This is a genomic window from Aciduricibacillus chroicocephali, from assembly GCF_030762805.1.
GTDB classification, from domain to species: Bacteria; Bacillota; Bacilli; order Bacillales; family Amphibacillaceae; genus Aciduricibacillus; species Aciduricibacillus chroicocephali.
Map to the genome: position 1 here is coordinate 248,204 of NZ_CP129113.1, position 25,512 is coordinate 273,715.

General features: G+C 42.5%; 25 protein-coding genes and 2 riboswitches. Of the genes, 17 read left to right on the forward strand and 8 right to left on the reverse strand.

From position 1 onward, the window contains the following. Positions 1–172 precede the first annotated feature (172 nt). Entirely contained in the window at positions 173–1,342 is a 1,170-nt protein-coding gene (locus QR721_RS01390) for a YhgE/Pip domain-containing protein (RefSeq protein WP_348028439.1), read from the forward strand. An 82-nt stretch (positions 1,343–1,424) separates the two neighbouring features. Continuing rightward, the gene (locus QR721_RS01395; RefSeq protein WP_348029759.1) at positions 1,425–1,949 is read left to right on the forward strand and encodes a PadR family transcriptional regulator; all 525 of its coding nucleotides are present in this window, start codon (positions 1,425–1,427) and stop codon (positions 1,947–1,949) included. Positions 1,950–2,012: 63 nt separating this feature from the next. Here the strand turns inward: QR721_RS01395 and QR721_RS01400 are convergent, their stop codons facing one another. Next, positions 2,013–2,525 (reverse strand): DUF3231 family protein, encoded by a 513-nt coding sequence (locus QR721_RS01400; RefSeq protein WP_348028441.1) that lies wholly within the window; start codon positions 2,523–2,525, stop codon positions 2,013–2,015. 80 nt (positions 2,526–2,605) lie between these two features. Here QR721_RS01400 and QR721_RS01405 point away from each other — a divergent pair, with 80 nt between their 5' ends. Further along, the gene (locus QR721_RS01405; RefSeq protein WP_348028443.1) at positions 2,606–4,015 is read left to right on the forward strand and encodes a chloride channel protein; all 1,410 of its coding nucleotides are present in this window, start codon (positions 2,606–2,608) and stop codon (positions 4,013–4,015) included. Beyond that, a complete protein-coding gene (locus QR721_RS01410) occupies positions 4,012–4,950 on the forward strand; it encodes a cation diffusion facilitator family transporter (RefSeq protein WP_431189509.1) in 939 nt (312 codons plus the stop codon). Before QR721_RS01405 ends, QR721_RS01410 begins: the two co-directional genes overlap by 4 nt. Before the next feature lie 36 nt (positions 4,951–4,986). Here QR721_RS01410 and QR721_RS01415 read toward each other — a convergent pair whose 3' ends face one another. Next, entirely contained in the window at positions 4,987–6,213 is a 1,227-nt protein-coding gene (locus QR721_RS01415) for a dicarboxylate/amino acid:cation symporter (protein WP_348028445.1), read from the reverse strand. Between the two features lie 140 nt (positions 6,214–6,353). On the opposite strand from QR721_RS01415, the gene QR721_RS01420 reads away from it, so the two are divergent. The 4 genes from QR721_RS01420 (at position 6,354) to QR721_RS01435 (ending at position 10,727) form a co-directional block, all read left to right on the forward strand. Next, positions 6,354–7,607, forward strand: coding sequence for an amidohydrolase family protein (locus QR721_RS01420; RefSeq protein ID WP_348028447.1), 1,254 nt, complete (start codon positions 6,354–6,356; stop codon positions 7,605–7,607). Between the two features lie 132 nt (positions 7,608–7,739). Then, positions 7,740–9,383 carry an amidohydrolase gene (locus QR721_RS01425; protein WP_348028449.1) on the forward strand — a complete coding sequence of 548 codons (1,644 nt, stop codon included), beginning with the start codon at positions 7,740–7,742 and terminating at the stop codon, positions 9,381–9,383. 64 nt (positions 9,384–9,447) lie between these two features. Then, entirely contained in the window at positions 9,448–9,963 is a 516-nt protein-coding gene (locus tag QR721_RS01430) for a metallophosphoesterase family protein (RefSeq protein WP_348028451.1), read from the forward strand. 209 nt (positions 9,964–10,172) lie between these two features. Then, on the forward strand, positions 10,173–10,727 hold the full coding sequence (locus QR721_RS01435; RefSeq protein WP_348028453.1) for an endonuclease III domain-containing protein: 555 nt from the start codon (positions 10,173–10,175) through the stop codon (positions 10,725–10,727). Between the two features lie 167 nt (positions 10,728–10,894). Here QR721_RS01435 and pdxR read toward each other — a convergent pair whose 3' ends face one another. Then, positions 10,895–12,298: a MocR-like pyridoxine biosynthesis transcription factor PdxR gene (gene pdxR / locus QR721_RS01440; RefSeq protein ID WP_348028455.1), complete on the reverse strand. Its 1,404-nt coding sequence runs from the start codon at positions 12,296–12,298 to the stop codon at positions 10,895–10,897. 104 nt (positions 12,299–12,402) lie between these two features. Here pdxR and QR721_RS01445 point away from each other — a divergent pair, with 104 nt between their 5' ends. From QR721_RS01445 to lepB, 3 genes are all read left to right on the forward strand, one after another. Beyond that, entirely contained in the window at positions 12,403–12,846 is a 444-nt protein-coding gene (locus QR721_RS01445; protein ID WP_348028457.1) for a GNAT family N-acetyltransferase, read from the forward strand. Between the two features lie 235 nt (positions 12,847–13,081). Beyond that, on the forward strand, positions 13,082–14,566 hold the full coding sequence (gene putP / locus QR721_RS01450) for a sodium/proline symporter PutP (RefSeq protein ID WP_348028459.1): 1,485 nt from the start codon (positions 13,082–13,084) through the stop codon (positions 14,564–14,566). Between the two features lie 274 nt (positions 14,567–14,840). Next, on the forward strand, positions 14,841–15,389 hold the full coding sequence (gene lepB, locus QR721_RS01455; RefSeq protein WP_348028461.1) for a signal peptidase I: 549 nt from the start codon (positions 14,841–14,843) through the stop codon (positions 15,387–15,389). 51 nt (positions 15,390–15,440) lie between these two features. Here lepB and QR721_RS01460 read toward each other — a convergent pair whose 3' ends face one another. Continuing rightward, positions 15,441–16,673, reverse strand: coding sequence for a CDP-glycerol glycerophosphotransferase family protein (locus QR721_RS01460; RefSeq protein WP_348028463.1), 1,233 nt, complete (start codon positions 16,671–16,673; stop codon positions 15,441–15,443). Positions 16,674–17,023: 350 nt separating this feature from the next. On the opposite strand from QR721_RS01460, the gene QR721_RS01465 reads away from it, so the two are divergent. The 5 genes from QR721_RS01465 to QR721_RS01485 all read left to right on the forward strand — a co-directional run bounded on the left by QR721_RS01465 (position 17,024) and on the right by QR721_RS01485 (position 21,004). Continuing rightward, positions 17,024–17,809 (forward strand): thermonuclease family protein, encoded by a 786-nt coding sequence (locus QR721_RS01465; RefSeq protein WP_431189527.1) that lies wholly within the window; start codon positions 17,024–17,026, stop codon positions 17,807–17,809. Between the two features lie 232 nt (positions 17,810–18,041). Further along, positions 18,042–18,127, forward strand: a riboswitch (cyclic di-GMP riboswitch). 14 nt (positions 18,128–18,141) lie between these two features. Continuing rightward, a complete protein-coding gene (locus QR721_RS01470) occupies positions 18,142–18,951 on the forward strand; it encodes a methyl-accepting chemotaxis protein (RefSeq protein ID WP_348028467.1) in 810 nt (269 codons plus the stop codon). A 130-nt stretch (positions 18,952–19,081) separates the two neighbouring features. Continuing rightward, entirely contained in the window at positions 19,082–19,717 is a 636-nt protein-coding gene (locus QR721_RS01475; RefSeq protein ID WP_348028469.1) for a LysE family translocator, read from the forward strand. A gap of 12 nt (positions 19,718–19,729) precedes the next feature. Continuing rightward, positions 19,730–20,242 carry a GNAT family N-acetyltransferase gene (locus tag QR721_RS01480; RefSeq protein WP_348028471.1) on the forward strand — a complete coding sequence of 171 codons (513 nt, stop codon included), beginning with the start codon at positions 19,730–19,732 and terminating at the stop codon, positions 20,240–20,242. 6 nt (positions 20,243–20,248) lie between these two features. Next, entirely contained in the window at positions 20,249–21,004 is a 756-nt protein-coding gene (locus tag QR721_RS01485) for a hypothetical protein (RefSeq protein WP_348028473.1), read from the forward strand. A 54-nt stretch (positions 21,005–21,058) separates the two neighbouring features. On the opposite strand, the gene queE is transcribed toward QR721_RS01485, so the two are convergent. From queE to queC, 3 genes are read right to left on the reverse strand one after another with little or no spacing between them, the layout of a single operon-like run. Next, on the reverse strand, positions 21,059–21,781 hold the full coding sequence (gene queE, locus QR721_RS01490; protein WP_348028475.1) for a 7-carboxy-7-deazaguanine synthase QueE: 723 nt from the start codon (positions 21,779–21,781) through the stop codon (positions 21,059–21,061). Beyond that, positions 21,778–22,215, reverse strand: a complete 438-nt coding sequence (gene queD / locus QR721_RS01495; RefSeq protein WP_348028477.1) for a 6-carboxytetrahydropterin synthase QueD — start codon at positions 22,213–22,215, stop codon at positions 21,778–21,780. Before queD ends, queE begins: the two co-directional genes overlap by 4 nt. After that, positions 22,212–22,880, reverse strand: a complete 669-nt coding sequence (gene queC / locus QR721_RS01500; protein ID WP_348028479.1) for a 7-cyano-7-deazaguanine synthase QueC — start codon at positions 22,878–22,880, stop codon at positions 22,212–22,214. Before queC ends, queD begins: the two co-directional genes overlap by 4 nt. An 87-nt stretch (positions 22,881–22,967) precedes the next feature. Beyond that, positions 22,968–23,012: riboswitch (PreQ1 riboswitch) on the reverse strand. A 237-nt stretch (positions 23,013–23,249) separates the two neighbouring features. On the opposite strand from queC, the gene QR721_RS01505 reads away from it, so the two are divergent. Further along, positions 23,250–24,056 (forward strand): ZIP family metal transporter, encoded by an 807-nt coding sequence (locus QR721_RS01505; protein WP_348028481.1) that lies wholly within the window; start codon positions 23,250–23,252, stop codon positions 24,054–24,056. 92 nt (positions 24,057–24,148) lie between these two features. Here QR721_RS01505 and allB read toward each other — a convergent pair whose 3' ends face one another. Continuing rightward, positions 24,149–25,507, reverse strand: a complete 1,359-nt coding sequence (gene allB / locus QR721_RS01510) for an allantoinase AllB (protein ID WP_348028483.1) — start codon at positions 25,505–25,507, stop codon at positions 24,149–24,151. Positions 25,508–25,512 lie beyond the last annotated feature (5 nt).

The window sequence follows — 25,512 nt, forward strand, 5'->3', positions numbered from 1 at the left end:
ACTTCAGTAAAATTTTGAGCCAACCTCTGATATGTTGCTTTCTCGTATATATGTGCATATTCCCAAATAAGTGACCTTGAATTTATATTGACGTTTGTATATCTGACGAGTATAATTTCTTTTCGTTACTCTAATTAAAGTAATTCAATTAAAGAAGAAAGGGTTGTTAAATTTGCAGACATTCAAGAGACTCATCAAGATACCGGCAATCCGCAATGCGATTATCATGGCGTTTTTCTATCAGATCATGTTTATCGCTATTTTCATGTATGGATATGGAGCGGTACCGAAGAATATAGACAAATTAGAAGTGGCAATTGTTAATCAGGACGGGAAAGCTGGCCAGTCAATGATTGATGGCATTAAAGGTGAACTTCCTTTTAAAACAGTTGAAGAATCATCTCTGAAAGAGGCGAAGGAAAAGCTCAACAATCGAGATGTCCATCTTGTCATCTCAATGCCTGAAGGTTTTATGGATAGTTTGAAAAAACAAGGTAAAAAAAGTGAGCTCGACTTCTATGTAAATGAAGCGAACCCACCACTTGTCGCTCAATCAATGGAACAAGTTGCAACTGAAATGACCACCTCTGTCAATAAGGAGCTTGGCATCAAGGGTACTGAAGGTACACTCGCAAGTCTTCATATGCCAGCTGATCAGGCGAAGCAGCTTGCAGCTGAACTTCCGAATAAATTGCAGCCGAATATCCATCGTACCGCAACTGTACCGGATGGTTTGAATAATCAGATGGCACCATTCTTCCTGACAATGGTTTCGTATATTGGAGCAATGATTTTCTCCATGGTGACAGGGAATGTCCTTCTAGGTGTGAAACAGCATTTCGGTAAATGGAAGTCATTCTGGTCAATCCATGTAATGAGTGTGCTTGTGTCACTCATTTCACCAGCCATTGGCGTACTTGTTTACTATGCAATCACTGGTGGATTTGATGGAGGTGTGTTTGTCAAAGTATGGCTTACTCACTCCATTGAAATGTTTGCAGCAATTGAATTCATGTCTATCTTTGCCTTGCTATTCCGCTCACACGCAATGTACGTCAACCTGCCAATCATGCTTGTCCAGACAATTGCTAGTGGAGCAATGATGACAACAGCAATGATGCCGGGTATGTTCAAGGCATTTAGCTATGTATCCATCATGTTCTACAGTGTCCAAGCTGATTACAGTATGATGTATGGCGGCGGAGGCGTGGCCGAACATCTGCTGAAACTTGCATTGATTGCACTCGTTTCATTTGGTCTGGTCGCACTCATCCACCAGTTGTTGCCAAATAAGCAGGCAGCCAAGCCGGATGCCAGTGCAGCCAACTCGCAAGTAGTGTAAAATTGAAACTATAGGAATGATCAACTTACACTGATTGCTGAAGGAGGCGTGCAAAATTTCGCTTCAAATATTTATTCTCGGTGTGCTTTCCGAAGGACATCATCATCCATACGACTTAAAAAAGATTTTCAAAAAGAACAAAATGGATGAGGTCTCTGAAATAAATGACGGAAAGCTCTACTATAATTTCGAGTCGCTTCTCAAAAAAGGGTGTATTGAAAAGATTGAAGTAGTGCGAGAGGAGAACCGTCCAGAAAGAACGGTTTATGGAATTACGGATAAAGGTAAGGATGTCCTGAAAGAAAAGATTTATGAGAGTTTCACTAATTTTAAGGGCATCCGCTCCATCTATTCTTCTGTAATCTTTCTTAAGCATACAGATCTCGATAAGTCTGCTTATATGCTTGAAGAAGTCGTGAATAAGCTGAAGGAAAAGATCACCCATTATGATGAAGTCTGGAATAATATAAAGGATAAAACCCCGCCTTCAGTTCATCTGATAACAGATTACACGCATAACCAGATGCGCATTGATCTTGCCTGGCTGGAAAGGGTAGTGAAATTCGTCCAGAATGGTTTGCAATTGGATGGAAGGTCTGAGTTTTGACTTTATGAATAGAGGAAATACAAAAAGAACGGAACCTTTAAGGTTGCCGTTCTTTTTGGTTTTTTATGCGTTTTCTGGACGTGCGTTATGAAGTGGCGGTGGAATAAGCCACCCTTTTTCCTTACTCAGGTGCAAAGTTTGTTCGCCAATCATAGCTTTTTCCATATGGAACTGACCGAACATTTTTGCGATATCTTCACGGATGCACATACCCATGATCTGACTGCAGCTCATTAAGCCGGCAGCGGTATCTGCACCGATGATTGCACAGATTTCCTGATCCATGATGCGCGCGCCTGCAGGGATATCTTCCAGATTGGCTGTCGGTGGTTCAGGCGGACTTGGAGGAAGTGCCACGCCATTTTCTTTGAGAACTAGAGCAACTTGTTTAATTTGGCTTGCTGATTTGTTAACAATATCGTGAAGCAGTTTCTTCAAATCTTCGTCACCTGCATGATTTGCAAGGGTTTGGTAAAGAACATGAATTCCTTGACCACCTGCCATATAGGACCACATGCTGAACACTTCACCGTAATGTAGTGGTTCGTCTTTCGGATTACCATCGAGGATGCCCATTTTTTCATCTCCTTGAACAATCTTGCTGATAGTTTGGCTTCGGGCACATAATTTATACGCACAAATAAGGGGGGAGATTCTTGTCAGACTATACATATAAGGAACCTTTCATCATGTTGGCTATGCTTGCACGCTGGATTTTATTAGCAGTGGTCACAGGGCTTGTTGTCGGAACTGCGACAAGTCTTTTCTTGCATATTCTCGCTTTTTTGATCGGAGCAAGGACAGAGACGCCACTATGGATATTGGCAATAATACTTCCAATTGGTGGTTTGGCTAATGGTTTGCTCATTTACTATGGATATGAAAAAGTGAAAGAGAAACGCAGTGATTCTGTTATTACTTCCATACATAAACAGGGAGGACAGATGCCTTATAGTGCACTGTTTTTCCGACCGGTTGCTGCTCTTATTACATTGGCTTCCGGTGGATCGGCGGGGAAAACTGGACCATGTTCACAAATGGGAGCAATTATCGCATCGTGGCTCGGTAACCGGTTCGGCTTGAGAGAGCAGTTGCAAAAGCAGATTGTCGTCTCGGGAATGGCGGCCGGTTTCGCAGGTGTCTTTGGTATACCGATTGCTGCCGCATTCTACGGAGTGGAAGTCATCTCATCTGGCAAGCTTCGTTATGAATACATTTTTCCGGCTGTTGTCGCGAGTATTGCTTCAGTTGAAGTGAGTAAAGTATGGCATGTTCCGTTTCACTTCTTTCCAATAGAGCAGTCTTATAGGCTGAATGAAGACATTGCTTGGAAAGTGCTAACCATTGGTATTGTATGCGGTCTTGTTGCATGGATTTTCATTGAAGTATTTGAAGAGATCGGCATGCTTTTTGAATACTTGAAGCATCGTTTTCATATTTGGCAACCGCTCATGCCGATGATTGGAGGAACTGTGCTTGCGTTGCTGATCCTATTGATTCCAACAGATTATTTCAGCCTTGGAATGCCTATGCTGCAAGACACATTGCAAGGAGAACAGGCGAAGTTCTATGAGCCATTTATTAAAATATTGCTAGTAGCAATCACATTAGGTTCCGGATTTTACGGAGGAGTCGTGACACCGCTATTTATTATCGGTGCTCTCTCAGGCAGTTCCTTGGCCCAATTGTTCGGCATTCATCCTGCATTTGGCGCTGCAATTGGTTTGGTCGCCGGTGTCGCCTCTGCATCTAATGCCCCAATTGCTGCTGCTTTCATGGGTTTGGAACTGTTTAGCGGGATTAATGCGATTTATGCAGTGACATCCTCTATGGCAGCTTATATTGTAATTGGACATAGAAGTGTGCATCCGGATCAGATTGTTACACATCCGAAGTCATTCCTTGTGTATAAGGAGAACTCTGTTCCTGGAGGAAGAGGAACAGGCCGCATAACATATAAAGCTTTGAGGAAAATGAGAAAGCAGGAAAGTGCACGTCGAGCGTGGAAACGTTTTGTCCCGCATTTTCATCATCAATCGGGTCAATTAAGTAAAAAGCGGGAATGACTCTCCATGAGGATTTTTTAGAAGGAGGGCTGAACTTGGGACATGAACATAGTCATGGCGACAATAAAAAGGCATTGTTGATCAGCTTCCTCATTACAGGTGGTTTCATGATTATTGAAGCAATCGGAGGCTGGCTGACGAACAGTCTCGCGTTGCTCTCAGATGCTGGACATATGCTAAGTGATACTGTATCGCTTGGCATAGGAGTAGCAGCCTTTAAAATCGGAGAAAAAGCGGCTGACCATAGTAAAACTTATGGCTACAAACGTTTTGAAATACTTGCGGCTTTGTTCAATGGTATTACGCTTGCAGTCGTCTCCATCTATATCTTTTATGAAGCAATTCGCCGGTTCGGCAGCCCACCGGAAATCAGCTCAACAGGCATGCTAATAATCGCAGTAATCGGCCTGATAGTGAATATTACTGTCGCCTTTATCATGCATAGTGGAGGAGATACACATGGCAATCTCAATTTGCGTGCGGCGTTTCTGCATGTCATTGGTGATCTGCTTGGCTCTGTTGGAGCAATTATAGCGGCTGTTCTGATCAAGCTTTTCGGCTGGAGTCTTGCAGATCCGATTGCAAGTGTGATCGTTGCCATACTTGTCCTTGTGAGTGCTTGGCGTGTTTTGAGAGATTCCTTGCAAGTTCTGATGGAAGGGGTTCCTAGAGATGTGGAAGTTGATAGCGTCATTAAGACGATTAGGGAGGTGCCGGGAGTCATTGATTTGCATCATTTGCACATATGGGCAATTACCGATGAGCAGAGGGCACTCTCCTGTCATCTTGTCATCGACGGGGATAAGAAGATAGAAGAAGGGGACAAGATTTTGCGTCAGGTCGAACAAGTGTTGGCGGAGAAGCATATCGAACATGTGACCATTCAGTTTGAAAGTGAGCATCAGCATATAGATGCAAACGTCATTTCTGAATAAACAAACCCGGTTGCCTCTCGAGACAACCGGGTATTTCTATGCTGAGAGCTTCTTGCGCGGTTTATCAATAACTGCTGCTCCTACTACGTCTCCCATAACATTGGATGCTGTTCCACCCATGCCAATTAAGGCATCAATGCCGGCAATGAGTGCAACAATTTCCAGAGGCAGTCCAAATACCGATAGAACAGCAGAAAGTGTGACCAATCCTGCAGCAGGTACTCCAGCTGCGCCAACAGAGAGTATAGTACCAATTAAGACAATCGTTACAAAGTCCGAGAAAGAGAGATTGAGGTTCGTAATATTAGCAGCAAATACAATTGAGACACCCATTCGCAATGCACCGCCATCTGAATTGAATACTGCTCCAAGCGGAAGTGAAAAATTGGCTGTCGTTTCGGAAACACCAGCATTTTTAGCTGCTTTTATTGCAATTGGCAGTGCAGCAATACTGCTAGAAGTGAAGAATGCTGTACCATAAGCGTCCCGTGTATCTCTGAGGAAATGCAATGGCGAGAAGCCTGCCGCTTTTAGGAAAGACATATAGACTACTGTCCAGAGAACAATAATGCCCAAATAGAAGACGCCAACGAATTTCAGCAAGGATATGATTGTTCCCCAGCCTTGAGCACCAAACGCAGTGGCGCTGATTGCGAAGATTCCAATCGGTGCATAGAGGAGCACACCTTCAAGAATCTTATAAAACATCTTGTTCAGTGCCTGAAACACATTATTAAGCAGCTCGCCATATTTCTCCATTTGACTATCTTTTGAGTATTTCATTGAGGATAATGCAATACCTACGACGATAGCTACGAACATGATTGCCATCAAATCTCCGGAAGTGAAGGCTTGGAAAATGTTCTCAGGAACGATCTTCAGCAAAATCTCTGAAACATGTGGGGTGGCAGGTTTTTCTACATGTACATCAGGTAATTTGAGCCCGTTTCCAGGATTAATCCAAAGCGCAAATGCCAAACCGATTAGGACGGCAGCTGCAGTTGTTGCCATATAATAGAGGATTAGTTTACCGCCCATTTTTCCAAGCCGTGCGAGATCCATTTGATTAACTGCCAGCACGACGGTCAGGAAGATGACTGGAATCGCGACGAAGCTTAGCAGGTGGATGAGTAGTGTCCCAGCTGGTTTGAAAATTGCAGCATCTTCTTGAAAGATAAGGCCGGCAACAATACCAAGAATGAAAGCAATGGACGTTTTTATTAGAAATGAGGCGTTCTTGTATCTTAACCAGATCGATTTCATAATGGTTCAGCACCTTTTTGAGCATTTTTTACAATTTTAGCAAAACTGTTTCATAAGCGATATCTTTCCGCTCCTTTTTATAAGAGGTGTGCAGATATTCTTAAGGGGGAATAATTATTGCAACGAAAGGAGAGAGGTTCATGAGTATGATGCTAATCCGTAATGGACGGCTTGCCGATGATAGAGAATTGGAAGATTTATATATTCGTGATGGAAAGATTGAGAAGGTAGGGGTAAACCTTTCAGTGGAAAAGGAACCGGATACGGTTATAGATGCGAAAGGTAAGGTCATTTTGCCAACATTAATAGAATGTCATATTCATCCGGACAAAGCTTTCCTTGAAGAGCGGAAGCCGAACGAATCCGGGACTCTTGAGGAGGCCATCAAGAATACGGGAGAGCTGAAGGCTGATTATACATATGGAGATGTGAAGGAGAGAGCGGAAAAAGTCATTCAGTGGGTTCTTCGGCATGGGACGACCATTATGCGTGCTCATCCTGATGTTGACCATATTGAGGAACTTCTCGGTGTCGAAGTACTGCTTGAGCTGAAGAAAAAATATAAAGAGGTTCTTGATCTCCAAATCGTCGTCTTCCCACAAGAAGGAATTTTCAAATCTCCTGGAACATTGGAGCGAATGGAAGAAGGGCTTCGTAAAGGAGCTGATGTCGTTGGGGGCTGCCCATATAATGAGGAATCATTAGAGGACTCAAAACGTCATTTGGAAGCTGTTTTTGACCTTGCTGAGAAATATGACTTGCCGCTCGACCTGCATGTGGACTTTGCGGACAACTTGGAAGATCCGCGTTACTTGCTCACGGAGACAATCTGTGAAATGACGGTTGAACGAGGCATGCAAGGAAAAGTCGCGCTTGGCCATGTTACAACGTTAGGATCTATGAATCCTAAAGATGCTGAAGTCTTGTTTGACAAAATAGCAGAGGCAGGGATAACGATCGTGCCATTACCTGCAACTGACGTATATCTGAATGGAAGAAACGATGAGAAAAATATCCGTCGCGGCATGGCACCGGTAGGGAAGTTGCTTGAGCATGGCGTTAATGTGGCATTTTCCTCTAATAATATACGTAACGCCTTTACTCCATTCGGGAACGGCAATCTATTGCTAATTGGGTATCTGCTTGCAGAGACACAATTCATGGGGTCTGCTGAGCAGCAAAGAAAAGTTTTAGAGCTGATTACGTACAATGCGGCCAAATTATTGGGAATGGAAGACAGTTATGGACTTGCTCCAGGTAAAAATGCTGATTTTAATATTTTTGACTCGACGAAGTTGTCTGATGTTATTCAAGACCAGCCGGCTGCCCTATATGTTGTGAAACGAGGAAAAATTATCGTTGAAAATGACGTACAGACAAAGCGGCATATTTAGTAAGCCTTCGGTGCTTTCCTTTAAAAAGGGGGCACCCTTTTCATTACAATATGTTTTAGTTCGGTAAAAAAAGGAAATAGTTGCGGATGCAGTCAATGACTGCTGGATTTTTTGATTGGAAGTGAGATGCTTATGAAAATAGCTGACTTGATTTTTAAAAACGGAACGATCCTAACGTTGGATGAACAGAACACAGTCGCTGGATCGGTAGCTGTAAACGATGGCAAGATTATCGGGCTTTGGAGCGAACCGGAGCCGCCTAAAGAATTGCTAACTGATAAAACAGAAGTAATTGATCTGCAGGGCAAAACAATGATTCCGGGCTTCATCGATACGCACAATCATCTTCTTGGCTATGCTCAGGTAATGAATTTCGTCCAGTGTGGCCCGCCACTAGTTAAAAATATTGATGATCTGCTGAATAAAGTTTCTCGAAAAGCGAAAGAGAAGGAAGAAGGAGAATGGATTTTTGGGTTCGGCTACGACGATACAGCATTGGAAGAAGCACGACATGTGACACGTTCTGAGATTGACGCGGCAGTCCCAAATCATCCTGTTTTTATTTCTCACATTTCCGGACACCTCGGGGTTGCGAATTCAAAAGCTCTTGAACTGGCAGGGATTGATGAGAGCATCGAGGATACGGAAATGGGACGCTTTGGAAGAGACTCAGAAGGTCGACTGAATGGTGTCTTATATGAAAAGGATGCTATTTCCAGAGTAGTTCAGAACAGAGAACAGGCATCCCCTGAACAACTGCTTGAATCGGTAGGAAAGGCAGCTGAAGAATATCTGTCTCAAGGCATCACCACAAATACGGAGGCAGCAATCGGAATGCTGAATGACCCTAAAGGTGAGCTCGAGCTTTATTTGGCAGCATCAAGAAAAGGTATCAATCCGATGCGCGCTCAGTTGATGGTCATGCATACCGCATTTGAAGAAGAAGGGCCATATGCCGAATTCGACGCCAAGAAAATGGATGATTATATAAAAGAACATTCAGGTGGCCGAGCTCGTCTTGATAGTGTTAAGCTTTTTCAGGATGGCTCTATTCAAGGGTATACTGGAGCGCTGAGAGAGCCTTATTATGCCCGTCCGGAGATTTGTGGAGAATTGTTTCATAAGCAGGACGCCTTCAACGAGAAAATTCTTTACTTCCATAAGAACGGTTTCCGCATTGCCATTCATGGTAATGGGGACAGAGCTATCGGTTCGATTCTGGAAGGCTATGAATATGCATTGAAGAAAGAGCCAAAACAGCATCATTTGCATCGAATTGAACATGTTCAAACAGCGACAGAGGAAGATATTCAGAAAATGTCCAAGCTCGGTGTAGCAGGTTCATTTTTCATCAATCATGTGTACTATTGGGGAGAGCGGCATGAGAAAATCTTCCTTGGTCCGAATCGTGCCAAACGGCTGGATCCCCTGAAAGATGCTGTTGATGCCAATGTCCTCTTTACATTGCATTCTGATTGTCCGGTTACCCCGATATCTCCATTGTTCTCAGTGTGGGCTGCAGTGAATCGTCTGACAGATGAAGGACGCATACTGGGACCAGATCAGCGCATTGATGTAGTTACAGCGTTGAAATCGATGACCATTTATGGAGCTAAGCTGAATTTCCAGGAAGATGAAATCGGAAGCATTGAGACAGGTAAGTTGGCAGATTTCGCAGTTCTAGATCAGAACCCGACAGTGATAGATCCAATAGAAATAAAGAATATCCATGTGCTTAGCACCTGGATTGATGGTAAAAAAGTGTATGAGAGATAAAGTTCAGGGCATGTGCAGTGAGGAAGCGCTGTACATGCCTTCTTTTTGAAAGGAGAGAAACAGGATGAAAATTGTTGTAACTGCTGATACGCATATCAAAGAGAACAGTAAGAAAAGAAGGCTTCCTGATCGGTTGCTAAGGGCATGTACGGATGCTGATCTAATTATTCATGCGGGAGACTGGCAATCAACGCAAGTACATACTGAACTGTCTCAATATGCTGAAGTACTGGGAGTATGGGGGAATGCTGATAGTGAAGAAATCAAAAATCTTATTCCAGAAAAGGATATAGTAGAAGTAGCAGGCAGGAAAATCGGTATTGTTCATGGCCATGGTGATAAGAAAACAACAGAGAAACGGGTGGAGGAAGCGTTTAGAGATGAAGAAGTGGATATTATCATTTTTGGACATTCTCATATTCCAATGATTCGTTACGCAGGTAAGACACTGCTGATCAATCCGGGCTCTCCAACCGACAAACGGCGGCTTCCTTACTTTTCCTACGCATTGTTGAAGATAGATAAAGAGATAGAGTGTGATATTGTGTTTTTTGATAAAGATGACACTGAGAATAGATGAATACACGGAGTCTTCGAAGTTATTTTCTAATGTGAGTTAAAAGGTATTATTTTGGAATGGTATATGTCTTGGTCTGATATTTAGAGTGTTAAAACATATTAAATTTTGGCGGAGGAGGGGTGAACATTCCGTCCTATTTAGAAATATACAATAAACTTTTTTCCTTTTATGGGCCGCAGTCATGGTGGCCGGCGGAGACTGATTTTGAAATGATGATTGGTGCAATTCTCGTTCAGAATACGAGCTGGACGAACGTTGACAAAGCGATGGAAAAGCTGAAGCCTTATTTGGATGCGAATACGATTCAATCTATGCCAACTGAGAAGCTGGCAGAGCTAATCAGGTCAAGCGGTTTTTTCAATATGAAGGCAAAAAGGGTCAAGGCCTTTGTAGAATGGTTTCTTAAGCATGACTGTAATGTTGAGGAATTGAAGAAGTGGCCGCTAAATAACTTGCGTAATGAATTGCTTTCCATTCATGGAATCGGGCGGGAGACCGCCGATGATATGCTCTTGTACGCTTTTGATAAGCCTGTATTCATTGTTGATGCATATGCAAGAAGGATTTTCTATCGAATTGGCTTCGACATGCCTACTTCCTATGATTCTTTTCGTCTTATGGTAGAAGCAGAACTTCCTGAAAGCGTCTATATGTTCAATGAATACCATGCTGTGCTTGTTGAGCATGCAAAAGTGCATTGTCGTAAGAAACCGATTTGTTCGGGATGTCCTCTTATTACAATTTGTTCAAGGAGAATTAATTGAGAATAGAGTTTTCTTTGTAACAAGAGCTTTTAGTGAAAATCCTAGCAAAGTACAGTGTATGTACTTCACCCTAAAAGTTAGAGTCACTAATCTAACTTTATAGGGTGTTTTCTTATGTTTAAATACAAGAAGGATTCAGGTCGTATAGGAGTTTTTAAAGGATTTGTTTATAACTCATGCCAAGCTTTTGAAAGTTTTGTAACTCCTTCAATGATTTGTTCAATAGATAAATTAGCAAAACCCAATTGAAACAGAGGCTTATCCGGATAAGGGCCTTTAAAGTAAGGTTTTGTGGAATACACTTTGACACTATAATCCTTTGCTTTCTGTATTAATGTCGTCTCATCCAAGTTCGTGTTGACCTGCACGATAATATATAAGCCTGCTTGTTGACCAATAATGTTGAGTCGTTCGTCGAATGTTTGACGTAATGTTTCAATTAAAGCAGCCATTTTCGCTTTATATCTTGCTCTCATTTTTCTTAAATGAGAATCCCAATAACCTTCTTTCATGAATCGAGCCAGCGCTCTTTGATGTAACATGGAGGCGCTCTGTTCCAGTTGAAACATTTTCTTTTTGTATACTTCAATAAGGGAAGGAGGCAGGATCATATAGCTGATTCGAATTGCAGGCAGAAAGGCTTTGGAAAACGTGCTAATATAGATGACCCTTCCTTCAGAATCAAATGATGATAAAGCTGGAACTGGCTGATGCTGGTACATGAACTCACTGTCGTAATCATCTTCAATAATATATGCTTGGTGTTCCTTGGCCCATTTAATTAATTGCTGACGCTCAGGAATCGGTATCGTAGCTCCGGTTGGGAATTGATGCGACGGTGTTAGATAGAGAAGTCTGGAGCGAGCTTTGGCAAGCTCGTCCAAGGAAATTCCGATTGGAGAAATTTTTACTGGCTCAATAGTGAAACCTTGAAGTTCGAATACATATGATGCTCCATCGTATCCAGGCTCCTCAACTGCTAAACTTTTATAATCCTCTTTTAACAAAATGCTTAATTGCATCAGAAGCGACTGTGTACTACTGCCAATAATAATCGCTTCAGATGTAGTAAAGACGCCTCGAGACCGCATCAAATACTCTGCTAGTTGCTCGCGAAGAAATTTGTCGCCAAAAGGCTCTCCATAGCCATAAATCATGTCTTCATTCAGTACCTTATTTGCACATTGGCGCCATCTATTTAAAGGGAAAGCTGTTTGGTCTATGATGCCTGTTCGAAAATCAATTGAATATTTCTCTTCGGCTAATTCTTGTACGGTCTGTTTATGAGCCTCTTGTTTGAGATAAATAGGTATGAACTTCTGAACATAATAACCCCTTTTAGGCTCACTCCTTATATAACCCTCTGCTGCCAGCTGTTCATAAGCCTGGAGTGTCGTATTGCGGCTCACTTCAAGAAGATCTGCCAATTGGCGTATTGAAGGGAGTTGGGAATCTTCAACAAGTTGTCCGTTCTCAATTCTATTTCGAATTTGTTCATATATCTGTCTATGTTTTGCTTCTGTCTCGGTAAGTGAAAATAGTAGTGTTTTCATCTCTCTCCAATCTGACATGTAGTTTTAGTCCAAATTGTACCTTTTTGAAATGTCAGTTTTTGAGCATAATATAAAGCATATTAAGCTTGCTGGCAAGCTTGTTCCAAACAGGGGGATTTTTTATGAAGATAAAAGAAGTTAGTTTAGATTCTTTAAAAGAAGCAGCTGAGCTATTTAATGAATATCGAAAATTTTATGGTAAGGAAAATGACCTTTTGGGTGCTGAAACGTTTTTAAAAGAACGAATAGAAAATGGTGAATCAATCATTTTCCTGGCATACGAGCAAGAACAGGCAGTCGGGTTTGTACAAATTTATCCTATTTTTTCTTCTATATCTATGAAGCGTGCCTATATACTGAATGATCTGTTTGTCGAACCATCCTATCGAGGAGGCGGGGTCGGAAAGGCAATATTGAATAGGGTCTTTAATTTATGTGAGGAGAACGGTGGTAGTTATGTTACGTTGCAAACAAGTCCAGATAATCACCGAGCTAAAGGTTTATACGAACATATGGGTATGAGTCTTGACTCGGAGTATGATTGGTACATTAAATATTCCAAATAAAATTGATGCCTGAAGATATATTAAAAAGAATATAAATGAACGGGGATTAAGCCTATTTCAAAATTAGAGCCTGTTTTTTTAAAAATCAAATGAATTCCTATGTTCTCTCTTTCTAGGTATTTAACATATGGGGGAATTTTCTTCACCTTCAAATTAATAAGGCATATGTGCACCATTTTTCCGAATTGCCCTTATGTTATAATGATGAATTATAAAATTGCAAAGGGGGAAGACGATGTCCGATCATGGGTATCAACTGATAGCAATCTTGATTTATCTTGCGGGTATGCTGTGGATCGGCTGGTATGCTTACCGGCGTGTCAACAACTTGACGGATTATATGCTCGGAGGGCGTTCGCTTGGTCCTGCGGTTACTGCTCTAAGTGCTGGTGCTTCTGATATGTCGGGCTGGCTGCTCATGGGGCTGCCGGGTGCCATTTTCGCTTCAGGTCTCGTAGAAGCGTGGATTGCAATTGGCTTAACCATTGGAGCTTATTTGAACTGGATTTTCGTTGCACCGAGACTCCGAGCTTATACGCAAGTTTCCAATAATTCCATTACGATTCCAAGTTATTTGGACAGCCGTTTCAAAGGGAATTCCCGGCTGTTGCGCATTATTACTGCACTGATTATTCTTGTGTTCTTCACATTTTATGTATCATCAGGCATGGTTGCTGGAGGCGTATTCTTCCAAAGCTCGTTCGGCATGAGCTATCATGTCGGGCTGCTGATTGTAGCCGCAGTTGTTATTGCCTACACGCTGTTTGGCGGTTTCCTTGCTGTGAGCTATACGGATTTCGTCCAGGGGCTGATCATGTTCCTTGCGCTAATCTGTGTACCGCTTTTTGGTTTCTTTATAACTGGTGGTTTTTCCGGTACGGTAGAATCAATAAAGGAAGTGAATCCTCATGCGCTTAGTCTTGTAAAGGGCGCAACTGTTGCAGGCGTAATCTCTGCTCTTGCATGGGGGCTCGGCTATTTCGGTCAGCCGCATATCATCGTACGATTTATGGCGATTAAAACGGTTAAAGAAACGAAGCAAGCACGGAGAATTGGAATTGGTTGGATGATTCTCAGCCTTGCTGGAGCAATTGGTACCGCCCTTGTCGGTATAGCCTATTATCAGCAAAACACTGGTGCCAAACTAGTCGATAAAGAAGCTGTCTTTATCGCACTTGGGCAGATCATTTTCCATCCATTCATTGCTGGAGTATTGCTGGCAGCCGTCCTTGCAGCAATTATGAGCACAATATCCTCGCAGCTGATTGTTACTTCATCTGCCTTAATCGAGGATTTGTACAAAACGGTTCAGAAAAGTAAATCCTCAGAGAAGACATATGTATTCCTTGGCCGGATTGCCATTCTTGTTGTATCTATAATTGCGATGGCCCTTGCCTGGAAACAGAACGATACAATTCTGGCACTTGTAAGCTTTGCTTGGGCTGGCTTCGGGGCAGCATTCGGTCCGACAATACTGCTCTCGCTTTATTGGAGAAAAATTACTTCCATTGGAGCGCTATCGGGCATGATTGTAGGAGCCGTTACTGTAATCGTTTGGGGAAATGTTGATATTCTTAAGGATAGCCTTTATGAGATTGTTCCGGGCTTTGCACTGAACCTCATTGTCACAATTGTTGTCAGCTTACTGACGCATAAGGAAAATCCAGAGATCGACAGAGAGTTCAATGAAGCCCTTGAACTGCTGCACTCGGATGATTAAATTCTAATACGACCCGCCTTCCATTGGGGAAGGCGGGTTTTTAACTTTGAAATCGAAGAAAACAGCTGGTCCCGACTTGATGATTAAGTGACAGGACAGAGGGAATTTGCAGAAATTCGTTAGTAATAAAGATAATTGGAGGTGCAGGGTTCAATATTAAGTTTAATGGTCTTTACATAAACTTTTCCTTAAATACATAATATTCTGCTCCTGTCTCTGATACAATGAGGTCATAAGCACATTTTTCCGGTCAAACCGATAAAGGGGGACTTTCGTGAATACGGTTGGTAAAGAGATTTGGTCTTTTGTAAGGATTATACTTTTCGCAATTATTTTTGCTTATATCATCAATCATTTTCTATTGGCCCCTTATGTCGTTAAAGGGGAATCTATGCATCCAAACCTTCAAGAGGAGAATAAGCTTGTCATCAATAAATTGAGCCAATTCAGCCATTATAAGCGGTTTGATATTATTGTGTTCAATGCTCCGGATGAGGATGCCCGCTATGTTAAGAGAATAATCGGTCTGCCTGGAGATACAATTGTGATGAAGAATGACATTTTGTATATTAACGGTAAGGCATACGATGAATCCTATTTGCAGTCCCCAAGTCAAAAAGCGGGTCTGTCCTATACAGGTGATTTTACATTGGAAGAGCTGACAGGATATGAGAAGGTCCCTAAAGGGTCTCTATTTGTCCTTGGTGATAATCGAGCAGTGAGTAAGGACAGCCGTTATTTTGGGCTCCTTTCAAAAAATAAAATAATCGGAAAAGCAGTTTTTCGAATCTGGCCGTTCACAGAGGTTGGCCAGGTACAATAATGTGATTAAAAGGACCTGTGACGCAGTCGTACTGCGTCACAGGTCCTTTTTTTAAGTTTCTTCAACAGTCTTATTCATCGCCACCCCAGGCTTACTCAGTTGAGGAGCGGGCCCGATAATTGTATCTGCAAGGCGCTGGCAATGATGTTTATCGAAATAGGCAATATACTTGTTGGCGATAGGATACCAAGGGTTTGTAGTCGCACCTTCAGCTGTGATATGTCGCAAAATTTCTTGTACCTCTTCAATTGTATCTGCTTTATAACCATACAAATCCTTATTCAAATCCATATAGGTTCCACGTTTCGCAACGAACTCATCCAGATCGAATGTGAAAAATATAATTGGCTTGTTCATATAAAGGAAGTCCCAAGAAACACTTGTATAATCCGTCAGCAGCATGTCGGCAAGAATAACCTCGTCCTGTATAGAAATCTCATTGAAGCTGAAAAACTTGATGTTGGGCTCGTCCTTGGCCAACCCCCGAAAATGAGACTCAAATCTCTTCATGAAAGGATGCAGGGCGCAGATGATTTCAAGTTCTCCATCTCGTATCAGCTGTCGGATTTGTGGATTACTGACAAGCTTCTGTGTTTGCTGGAAATAGCTATTTTCCATGAAGGCTGCTTCATCAAGATCAAGCAGCCATTCACGCCATGTCATCATCATCAGAATACGCTTAACCTTCTTTGCAGGTATATTTGTAGCAAAGCGATCGAAACGCGGCATACCGGTGATGGTCAACTTTTGCTCAGGAATTTTCCATTCAAATTGCTTGATATCCTTTTCGTGCTGTGAAGCGCAATTGAAGTAATCTGTGCGCTTCAATAAAGGAATATCTTCAGGTTGAATGAGGATTTTCTTGAAACCTTCAATTCCGTGGCTTACGTGGGTGATGATTGTACGCCGATTCAGGAAAATATATTTCTCAATATGCGGAGCGATATCATAGATGATGGAGTGACCATGAAATGAATAATCCGCTTTGAAAAACAGCATATAATTGCGCAGGCTGCCAAGCGGAATTGCATTTGGTATTTGTTTTTCCTGTACGTAGCTGGTACTCGGGTCGTATAGCCAGTATACGTCTAGGTCCGCTCGCTCTCGAGTCAGATAACTGTGCAATACGGAGGCATTATCTTCGTATTTCTCGCCAAGATTTCCGCCGACAAGAACGATTGGCCTGCCTGTTCCTCGCCTCGTGAAAATAGAACATGCGAAGGCAAACATTATTTTTAAAAAGGCGATGGTGCGCGCAAATTTTTTTCTGTGTTTGAGTTCCATGGGCATTTTTCCTTCCCAAATTATATGTAAACTAATGATACATTCCCTGAAACTCTGTTTTGTAAGCCAATTTCAATTAAAAATTTTATTTTTGCAGATTCACGGACCAAGTAAAACAATTTTCATAGAAACCGCCACCTAAAAATGGCATTTTGCTATAATGAACAGAGTAATTCAAGAAATTGCCACTTCAAGTCGGAGGGATTGTATTGATGACATTGTTTATATTGTCTTTGTGTCTATCAGCTGCTGTTATGAGCGGTATTTTATACAAACATAAGTCGAACAGAGGAACGGTTGGTTTTGTTGCGCTGATTGCTTTTTGTCTGGTGCTGACTGGCTGTGCGGAGATGGAACAAGGTAGTAGCGATAAGGAACAGAAACAAAATGAATCGGATTCATCACAAGAATCAAAGCAAGAAGGAACTGGACAAGAACAAGTGCAGCAAAAGAAAGAAGAAAACGAATATATTCAAACTTCCAAAGATGGGGAAACAGTACAGGCGAAAAATCAGGCAACTGTCAAGCTATCCAGAGTTGTCGATGGCGATACAATCAAAGTGTATTATAAAGGTAAGGAAGAAACCGTACGTTATTTGCTAATGGATACACCTGAGTCAAAAAAGCCGGGAGAGTGCATTCAACCTTATGCAGAAAAAGCGAGCAAGCGTAATGAACAACTCATAAAAAGCGGAAAGCTTACTTTGGAATTTGAGAAAAGCAGGACAGACAAATATGGCCGCCTTCTCGCATATGTTTTCGTAGATGGGAAATCAGTTCAGGAGACACTAATCAAGGAAGGGCTCGCTCGTGTTGCATATGTTTATGAGCCGCCATACAAGTATTTGAACCAGTATGAGCAAGCACAAGAATTTGCGAAAAACAAGAAACTTAATATTTGGTCTAAGAAAGGTTATGTTTCCAGTCGTGGATTTAATGGCTGTGCAAAGGAAGCAGGAACACAACAGCCTGTCGAAAAGTCAACACAGGAACCAGTATTAAAGACTGGTAGCGCAGAAGTATTTAAGAATTGTACAGAACTGCGCAAAAAGTATTCAGATGGCGTGCCAGAGGGACACCCAGCCTACCAGTCTAAAATGGATCGGGATAAAGACGGGTATGCATGTGAGAGATAATTAGGAAGTCGGAGGCGGATTAAGATTTAACGCTTCCGGCTTTTTTCTTGAAAAAGGGTGAGAGCTATCTCACTAAGCAGAGCATCAATACTGTTTTCTTCAAGACTTGCGTTTTAAGTTGAGGCAAGACAAAAAAGGCATCTCGTTCATCATGGTAGGATGTTGACGGTTAAGTAAATTATTTCAAAAACTTATTGGCTTGCCGGAGAAGTTGTAATACACTTTACTTTAAATAAGTGAAAAGCAAACTGATTGAAAAGTCAGGACGCAAAGCCCAAGGTCTAAAGTCGCTGTGACAATGATGGCTGGGTTGCCTCATATGGAGGAGTAAGATGAGTCTTTCCAAGAGTACTCAACCATTGAATGAAACAGCAGTACTGGCGGCGATGGATGTTAACCTCGCAATGGTCGAGTTCAGCATGGAACGAGAAGTAATTTGGGCAAATGAAAATTTTCGAAAAACGCTTGGTTATAGTACGAGAGAACTGAAAGGCATGCGTCATGAAAAGCTTTGTTTTAAAGATTATACACAAACGCAAGGGTACCATGATTTATGGCAGCATTTGTCTACAGGGGAGAAGTACGAGGCTAAAGTAGAAAGACGCAGCAAACAAGGAAGCCGGTTGTGGCTTGAAGCAACATATATACCGGTTATTAATGACAAACATGAAGTAGAAGCAATCCTGAAAATCGCTACAGATATTACTGAGCGGGAGAATGGTACACTGAAAATTATTGAGCGTCTGAAAACATTGCCACAGGAACTCGTTGATGTAGTTGCCCGGAATTCTGCCGAAAAAAGTCAGGCAATTGTTGCGCTGCGAGAGCAAGTTGATGCAATAAGCGAAGTGGCGAAAGAAATACAGATGATTTCCTCACAAACAAATGTGCTTGCTCTAAATGCAACTATAGAAGCAGCTCGTGTCGGAGAAAAGGGCAAAGGGTTCAAAGTAGTGGCAGATGAAGTGAGACGCCTATCAAAAAATGTTGATGAAGCAACTCGAAGCATTAGACTTAATATTGAAAGAATTGAAGAGCAGGCTGGAAAGGTAGGTAACACGACGGAACAATTGAATGGTTCCGTTAAGGAGAAGCAGACAGATTTCGAACAGGTTTTTAAAGAAATTGAAAGTATGCTTTAATTCTAAAATCGTAACTTAGAATCTTTCTTTTTCTTCTTTAGTTGGTCACTTACTATCTGTTATAATTTAAAAAGTAATTATTCTCCGCCTTTTATGGGCGGTTTTTTGTTGTGGAAAGGATTGAAGCATAATGACATTATTCATCTCTGGTTTTCTTCTCGGTATGTCTATGGTGCTCGATCTCGGAACTGCCAATGTGGCGCTCATCCGGACAGGCATTATTAAGGGTTTTCTGGCAGCTTTGCTGTTTGCGCTAGGAACAACTGTCAGCGATATGGTCTATGCAGTCTGCTCAGTACTTGGAATTGCGGCGCTTTTGCAGTCGAGCAGCATATTCCATTGGATTCTTTGGATTGCAGGAACTGTTGTACTGCTGTTCCTCGCCTACCACTCCATTCGGGATGCTTTCAAGCCAAAGTCGCTTAACATAGATGACGAAGAGCGGAAGAAGCGTAATTTGTTCCAGCAATTCCTTATGGGTATGGGGATTGGTCTATCGGCTCCAACGACTTTGCTCTGGTTCGCAACTGTAGGAGGAAGCGTCGTTTCCACCGTTATTGGCGGTGTTTCTTTCGACAGATTGCTGCCATTTTTCATAGGTTTCCTATCTATATCTGTTATTTGGGGTGCAGTACTTGCCTATATTAGCAGTCTTGGTGGTAAAGTACTTGGCGGGAAAATGATGAAGGGACTTTCACTTATATCGGGCCTTCTATTTCTGGGGTTTGCAGGTTATGTATTTTTCAATGGTCTTAATCAATTGTAGGGAGGAAAGACAATGATACGAAATGCGGTTGAACAAGACTTATCTGAAATACTTACTATCTATAATGATGCAATCCTTAATACGACGGCTGTGTATCACTATGATGAGAAAACAATTGAAGAGCGGAAGAGTTGGTTTGCTGGAAAAATGGCAAATCAAGAACCAGTTCTAGTGTACGAGGAATTGGGCAAAGTATTTGGCTTTGCAACATACGGGACATTTCGTCCTTGGCCTGCGTTTAAATATGCAATTGAACATTCCATATATGTATCAAGTACAGGCAAAGGAAAAGGTATTGGTTCGCAGCTGCTCAAGGAGCTAATTGACATAGCTTCCGAAAGAGGCATAAAGACGATGGTTGCTGGAATCGACACGAGTAATCCAGCAAGTATCGCATTGCATGAGAAATTCGGATTTACCCACTCAGGAACGATACAAAATGCAGGCTACAAATTTGGTCGCTGGCTCGATTTAGCCTTTTATCAACTTGATTTTCCAGGGCCGAAGAATCCGGTAGAAGGGTGAAATAGAATGATTTCTCCGCAAATTGAAGAAGTGGACTCTTATTTGCAGGCAATCTCGGGAATGCCTGCAAATTTCCCGCTAAAAAAGGCGGATTTGCTAAGTATAAGTAGTAGGTTCCTTATGCAGGAAGAGGGTCCGCTTACGATGTACTATGCGCCGCATAATGAGGTTATCAATACTGCGGCAAGAGTAGTCATCGTCGGAATCACACCGGGCTGGTCACAGATGAAAACAGCTCTTGAAGCAGCGAAGCGGGCGGAAATAGAAGGAGCAAGTACTGAGGTAATGCTCAAGCGCGCCAAACAATCTGCCGGATTTGCCGGTTCGATGCGTACACATTTGATTCAGATGCTTGACGGTATCGGGATTTCCTCCTTATTTAATCTTTCTTCTTCCGCTGAATTATTCGAAGAACGTACAGACTTGCTGCATACAACTTCCATTATCAAATACCCAATATTTAAAAATGGGAAAAATTACACAGGCCATGCACCAAAAATGGATCGAGTTGAGATGTTGAAACCATACATTGAAAAAGTGTTTCCAGAAGAACTCAGTCTGATTGAGGGAGAATACTTGCTCATCCCGCTTGGAAAGGCTGTCGGTGAAATACTTGGACAGCTTGCTGAGGTGAAGAAGATACGTGCTGAACGCTGTCTCTTTGGCTTCCCACATCCGTCTGGAGCGAATGGCCATCGAGTAAGCCAGTTTGCATCAGAGCAAGAGCGGCTGCGGTCAATTGTGCAAGCATGGAAGAAGTAAAACTTGTTAATGGTATAAAAAAATCAGCTATCCATATTAGGATAGCTGATTTTTTTATACACCTCGTTTGTTCCCCCATAAATACGTATGGAGTTGCGGTAATACTTTTACGTTATTTAAATCGGTGCTCTCCATTACTCGATCAATAAGTTTTTCATACTTGCGAAGCAAATGTGCAACGAGAGCAGCATCATCAAGTGTCACCAAGTCATCATTTCCGACTTGTAAGTACCAGTCAGCATCTGGATAACGTTTATATAAATCAACAGCGTAGTCGAAATCTGCATCATCAAAAATGACGACTTTCAAGCTGAAGCGCCCTTTCTGCTCAGCTTGCAATGTGCGGATTATTTCATCGAGAACAGTATAGTTTGTCACCATTCCGGAACTTGGTGGCTTCGGTGAAATGGTCAGTTCATCAATTTCATTGAACCATGGCTTCCATTTGCTCCCCTGGGTTTCAAGCGCCACTTTATGGCCACGCTCATGGAGCAGTTCAATCAGTTCACCCAAACTCTTCAGTAAACCAGGATTCCCTCCAGAAATAGTTACATGATTGTATCTTCCACGTGCAAGATTATCTAGTTCCTGAACGATTTCCTCTGCTTCCATCATACGGATATTGTCCTTCTCACTGCCATCCCAAGTGAACTTGGAATCGCACCAAGAACAGCTGTAATCACAGCCCGCTGTACGAACGAACATTGTTTTTTGTCCAATGACCATACCTTCCCCCTGGATGGTAGGGCCGAAGATTTCCATAACGGGTGTCTTCATGATCGGTCACCTGCTTTCGGACGGTACACGCAGTAGCTCGTAGGTGTCTCGCGAAGGAAGACTTGCAGACATACAGGCTTATTAGGAAGTTCGCTAAGATGTTCAGAGATGACTTCATGAATGGTTCTGGCAACAACTTCGCTTGTCGGGAAGTAATTGGCCTCCTCGTTTGAGAATAGGGGATCATCATTTAGAATCCGATGGTCAAAACGTTTATGAATCAAATCCTTGATCATTTTGAAGTTTATCAAAAATCCTTGTTCATCGAGTACATCGCCGGCAACTGTCACATTGACAAAATACGTATGTCCATGGGTGCGCTGGCAAGGACCAGCTTCATCATGAGGAACATAATGTGCTGCTGCAAAGTGAAAATCTTTATTTAGTTCATACATATAGTCATGTGGTGGTACAGGATAGATTTGTTGCATCATTTAAGAGCACCTGCCGTTCTGCGTCCAAGATATTGTTCAAGCCCTTGATTGCGCAGTTCACATGAAGGACATGTGCCACAGCCATTACCCATCACGCCGTTGTAGCATGTAAGTGTCTTTTCTCTAACAAAGTCAAACGCTCCAAGCTGATCACTCAGTTCCCAAACCTCTGATTTATCAAGCCACATGAGAGGTGTCTGAAGTACAAAGTCATCATCCATTGCGAGATTCAGTGTGACATTCAAGCTTTTTATGAAACCGTCACGGCAGTCCGGGTAGCCACTGAAATCTGTCTGGCTTACACCTGTAATGATATGACGAGCTCCAATTTGGCGTGCAAGAATAGCAGCGAAGGAGAAGAATACAAGATTCCTCCCGGGTACAAACGTTGTCGGCAGACCGTCTTCGCCCGTCTCGATCTCCTGGTCATCACGGGTCAACGCATTTGGAGCAAGCTGGTTAAGCAAATCCATATTAAGTTCATGCTGGCGGATACCAAGTTCTTCACAGATTGCACGGGCGCAATCAAGCTCTGCTGCATGCCGCTGTCCGTATTGGAATGTAACTGTTTCAACCGTTTCGAAACGTTCCAGAGCCCAAAACAGACATGTCGTACTGTCTTGTCCGCCACTGAAAACGACGACAGCTTTTTCTTTCTTTTTCATTTATAGTTTCTCCTCTCGACTTGCAAGAAGAGCCCGAAAAGCGTCCTTGATTAAAGCAAAAAAGACAGCACCAAGAAGCATGCTGTTGGCTTCCTAGTTTTTTAGAGATGGAGGATTTCGAACATCTTCTGCATCATAGCAGTATTATGGTGCTCCTTTTACTCTAACACGAATAACGACGCTTGTCTTGTTAGGATTAAGGCGATTTTTAGGAAGTAACCTTAACATAATATAGAAATATGAAAAGTCCTTTGAGCGCATCCAAATTTTAATCAGAAGGCGAAATGATAAAATGCTCACGGTATGAATGTCTACCAACCTTGCATATATTATTCTAGCTGATCGATTTGAAGAAATGAGGTTACACAGGTGGATACATTCATCACATTTACCCCATTGGAGCAGGCTCTGCTTATAGGAACTTTCACTTGGTTGATGACGGCATTCGGTGCCTCATTTGTCTTTGCTTCAAAGGACTTCAACCAGAGAGTCATGGATGCAATGCTTGGATTCGCTGGTGGTGTCATGATTGCAGCAAGCTTCTGGTCGCTCCTTAAACCTGCAGCTGCAATGGCGGATGAAGCTGGTACGAGTGCTTGGATTCCAACTGCAACTGGTTTCATTCTAGGGGGCTTTTTTCTTTGGGCAGTGGACAAACTCTTGCCTCATTTGCATCCGAATATGGGATTGGCACAGGCGGAAGGAATCCAGTCCCACAAGAAAAAGCGTAGTACATTGCTTGTGCTCGCAATCACTTTGCACAATATTCCAGAAGGGCTCGCAATTGGCGTTTCAATAGGAGCTGTTTCCCTTGGGGGAGCAGAGTTTGCGAGTGTACTCATTCTGGCAGTTGGGTTAGGTTTGCAAAATATCCCAGAAGGTTTTGCTGTTTCTATGCCGTTGCGGCGTGAGGGACTTTCAAGGAGAAGAAGCTTCATGTATGGTCAGCTCTCTGGTCTTGTTGAACCTGTTGCCGCTGTTGTTGGCGTCCTGGCTGTCGGGCTCTTTCAACCGCTTCTTCCTTATGCACTTAGTTTTGCCGCTGGAGCAATGATATTTGTTGTCGTCGAGGAAGTGGTGCCTGCCGCACATGAAGAAGGGAATGGGGATCTCGCTTCGGCTTTTCTGATTATCGGATTTACACTGATGATGGTACTGGACATCATGCTTGGTTAAAAGGAGCCTAGTGGGAAAGTGAGCATAAATCAGCCATTTTGGGCAAACAAAAAAGCAGGGATGCAAATATCCCTGCTTTATCAGTTGAAACATTAGTTGTTTTCGAGCATTAGTTTTCCTTTTGGTTCGCCGACAATACCTTCATTCAAATCGAAGACAATATTACCGCGCAAAATTGTTTTTGTCACACGGCAGCCGATATCAAAACCTTCATAGGCGCTGAATTTATTTTTATAATACAGGTCCTCACTCTTCAGTGTATAGCTCTGATTCGGATCTACAAAAATAATATCAGCATCCTTACCAAGCGCAATTTCTCCTTTGTTCGGGAAGTTGAAACGCTTGGATGGATTTGTTGCGATTAGATGAACGAACTGTTCAACCGGCATGTTGCGCTGCTTAACAGCAAGGTCGAACATAAGGTCAACGTTGTTCTGGCAGCCGCTAATCCCGCCCCATGCTTCAAAGAGAGGAGCATCTTTCAAGTCCCAAGTGCAAGGGGAGTGGTCTGATGTAAGCCAGCCGATATTACCTGCAAGCAGTTCATCCCAAAGTCTTTCCTGGTCTGCTTTTTTACGCAATGGAGGCTGACATTTTGCCTTTGGTCCGATTGCATCTACATCTTCTGCTGAAAGAGCAAAGTAGTGTGGGCATGATTCGACTGTTACATCTTGACCTTCACGTTGCGCTTTAAGAATTTCTTGAATAGCTTCAGAGGTGCTGATGTGTACTAAATGAAGTTTGCATCCAGTTTCTTTAGCGAAGAGAATGGCACGCTTAACTGCTTCGACTTCAGTAAAGATTGGACGGCTTTCTGCATAGTCAACACCTGTTGTCTTGCCTTCGCGCATTTTATCCTCTGCAAGTCTTCTTGTAATATCCGGATTCTCTGCATGAATGCAAAGTAGCTGATCAAGTTCAGCGAGCTTCTGCATTCCTTTGTAGAGAGTATAATCATCTACATTGGCAAAGTCTTCAGGAATATCGCTGCCACAGTCGGAAATGAAGCATTTGAAAGCTTTTACGCCGCCTTTTGCTTGTTCCTCAAGCTGGTGGATGTTCCCTGGGATCAAACCGCCGTAAAAACTGTAGTCTACATAGTTTTTTCCTTTTGCAGCTTCAATTTTTAGGTCAAGGGCTGCTTTGTTTGTTGTCGCCGGGAGAGCGTTTAGCGGCATTTCAACATAACTTGTTGTACCACCAGCTGCAAGAGCCTGGGAGCCTGTAACAAAGCCTTCCCATTCGGTTCTCCCTGGTTCACTGATATGGACATGCGTATCAATCATTCCTGGCATGACGTACTGGCCATTTGCATCAATGGTCTTGGCAGCTTCTTCATCGATTTTATCAGCTATGCAAGCAATTTTCTCATTTTTGATGCCAATATCTGCTTTTCTAACTTCATCATAAAAAACTACGTTGCCATTTTTGATTATCAAATCGTATGTCATGCTTC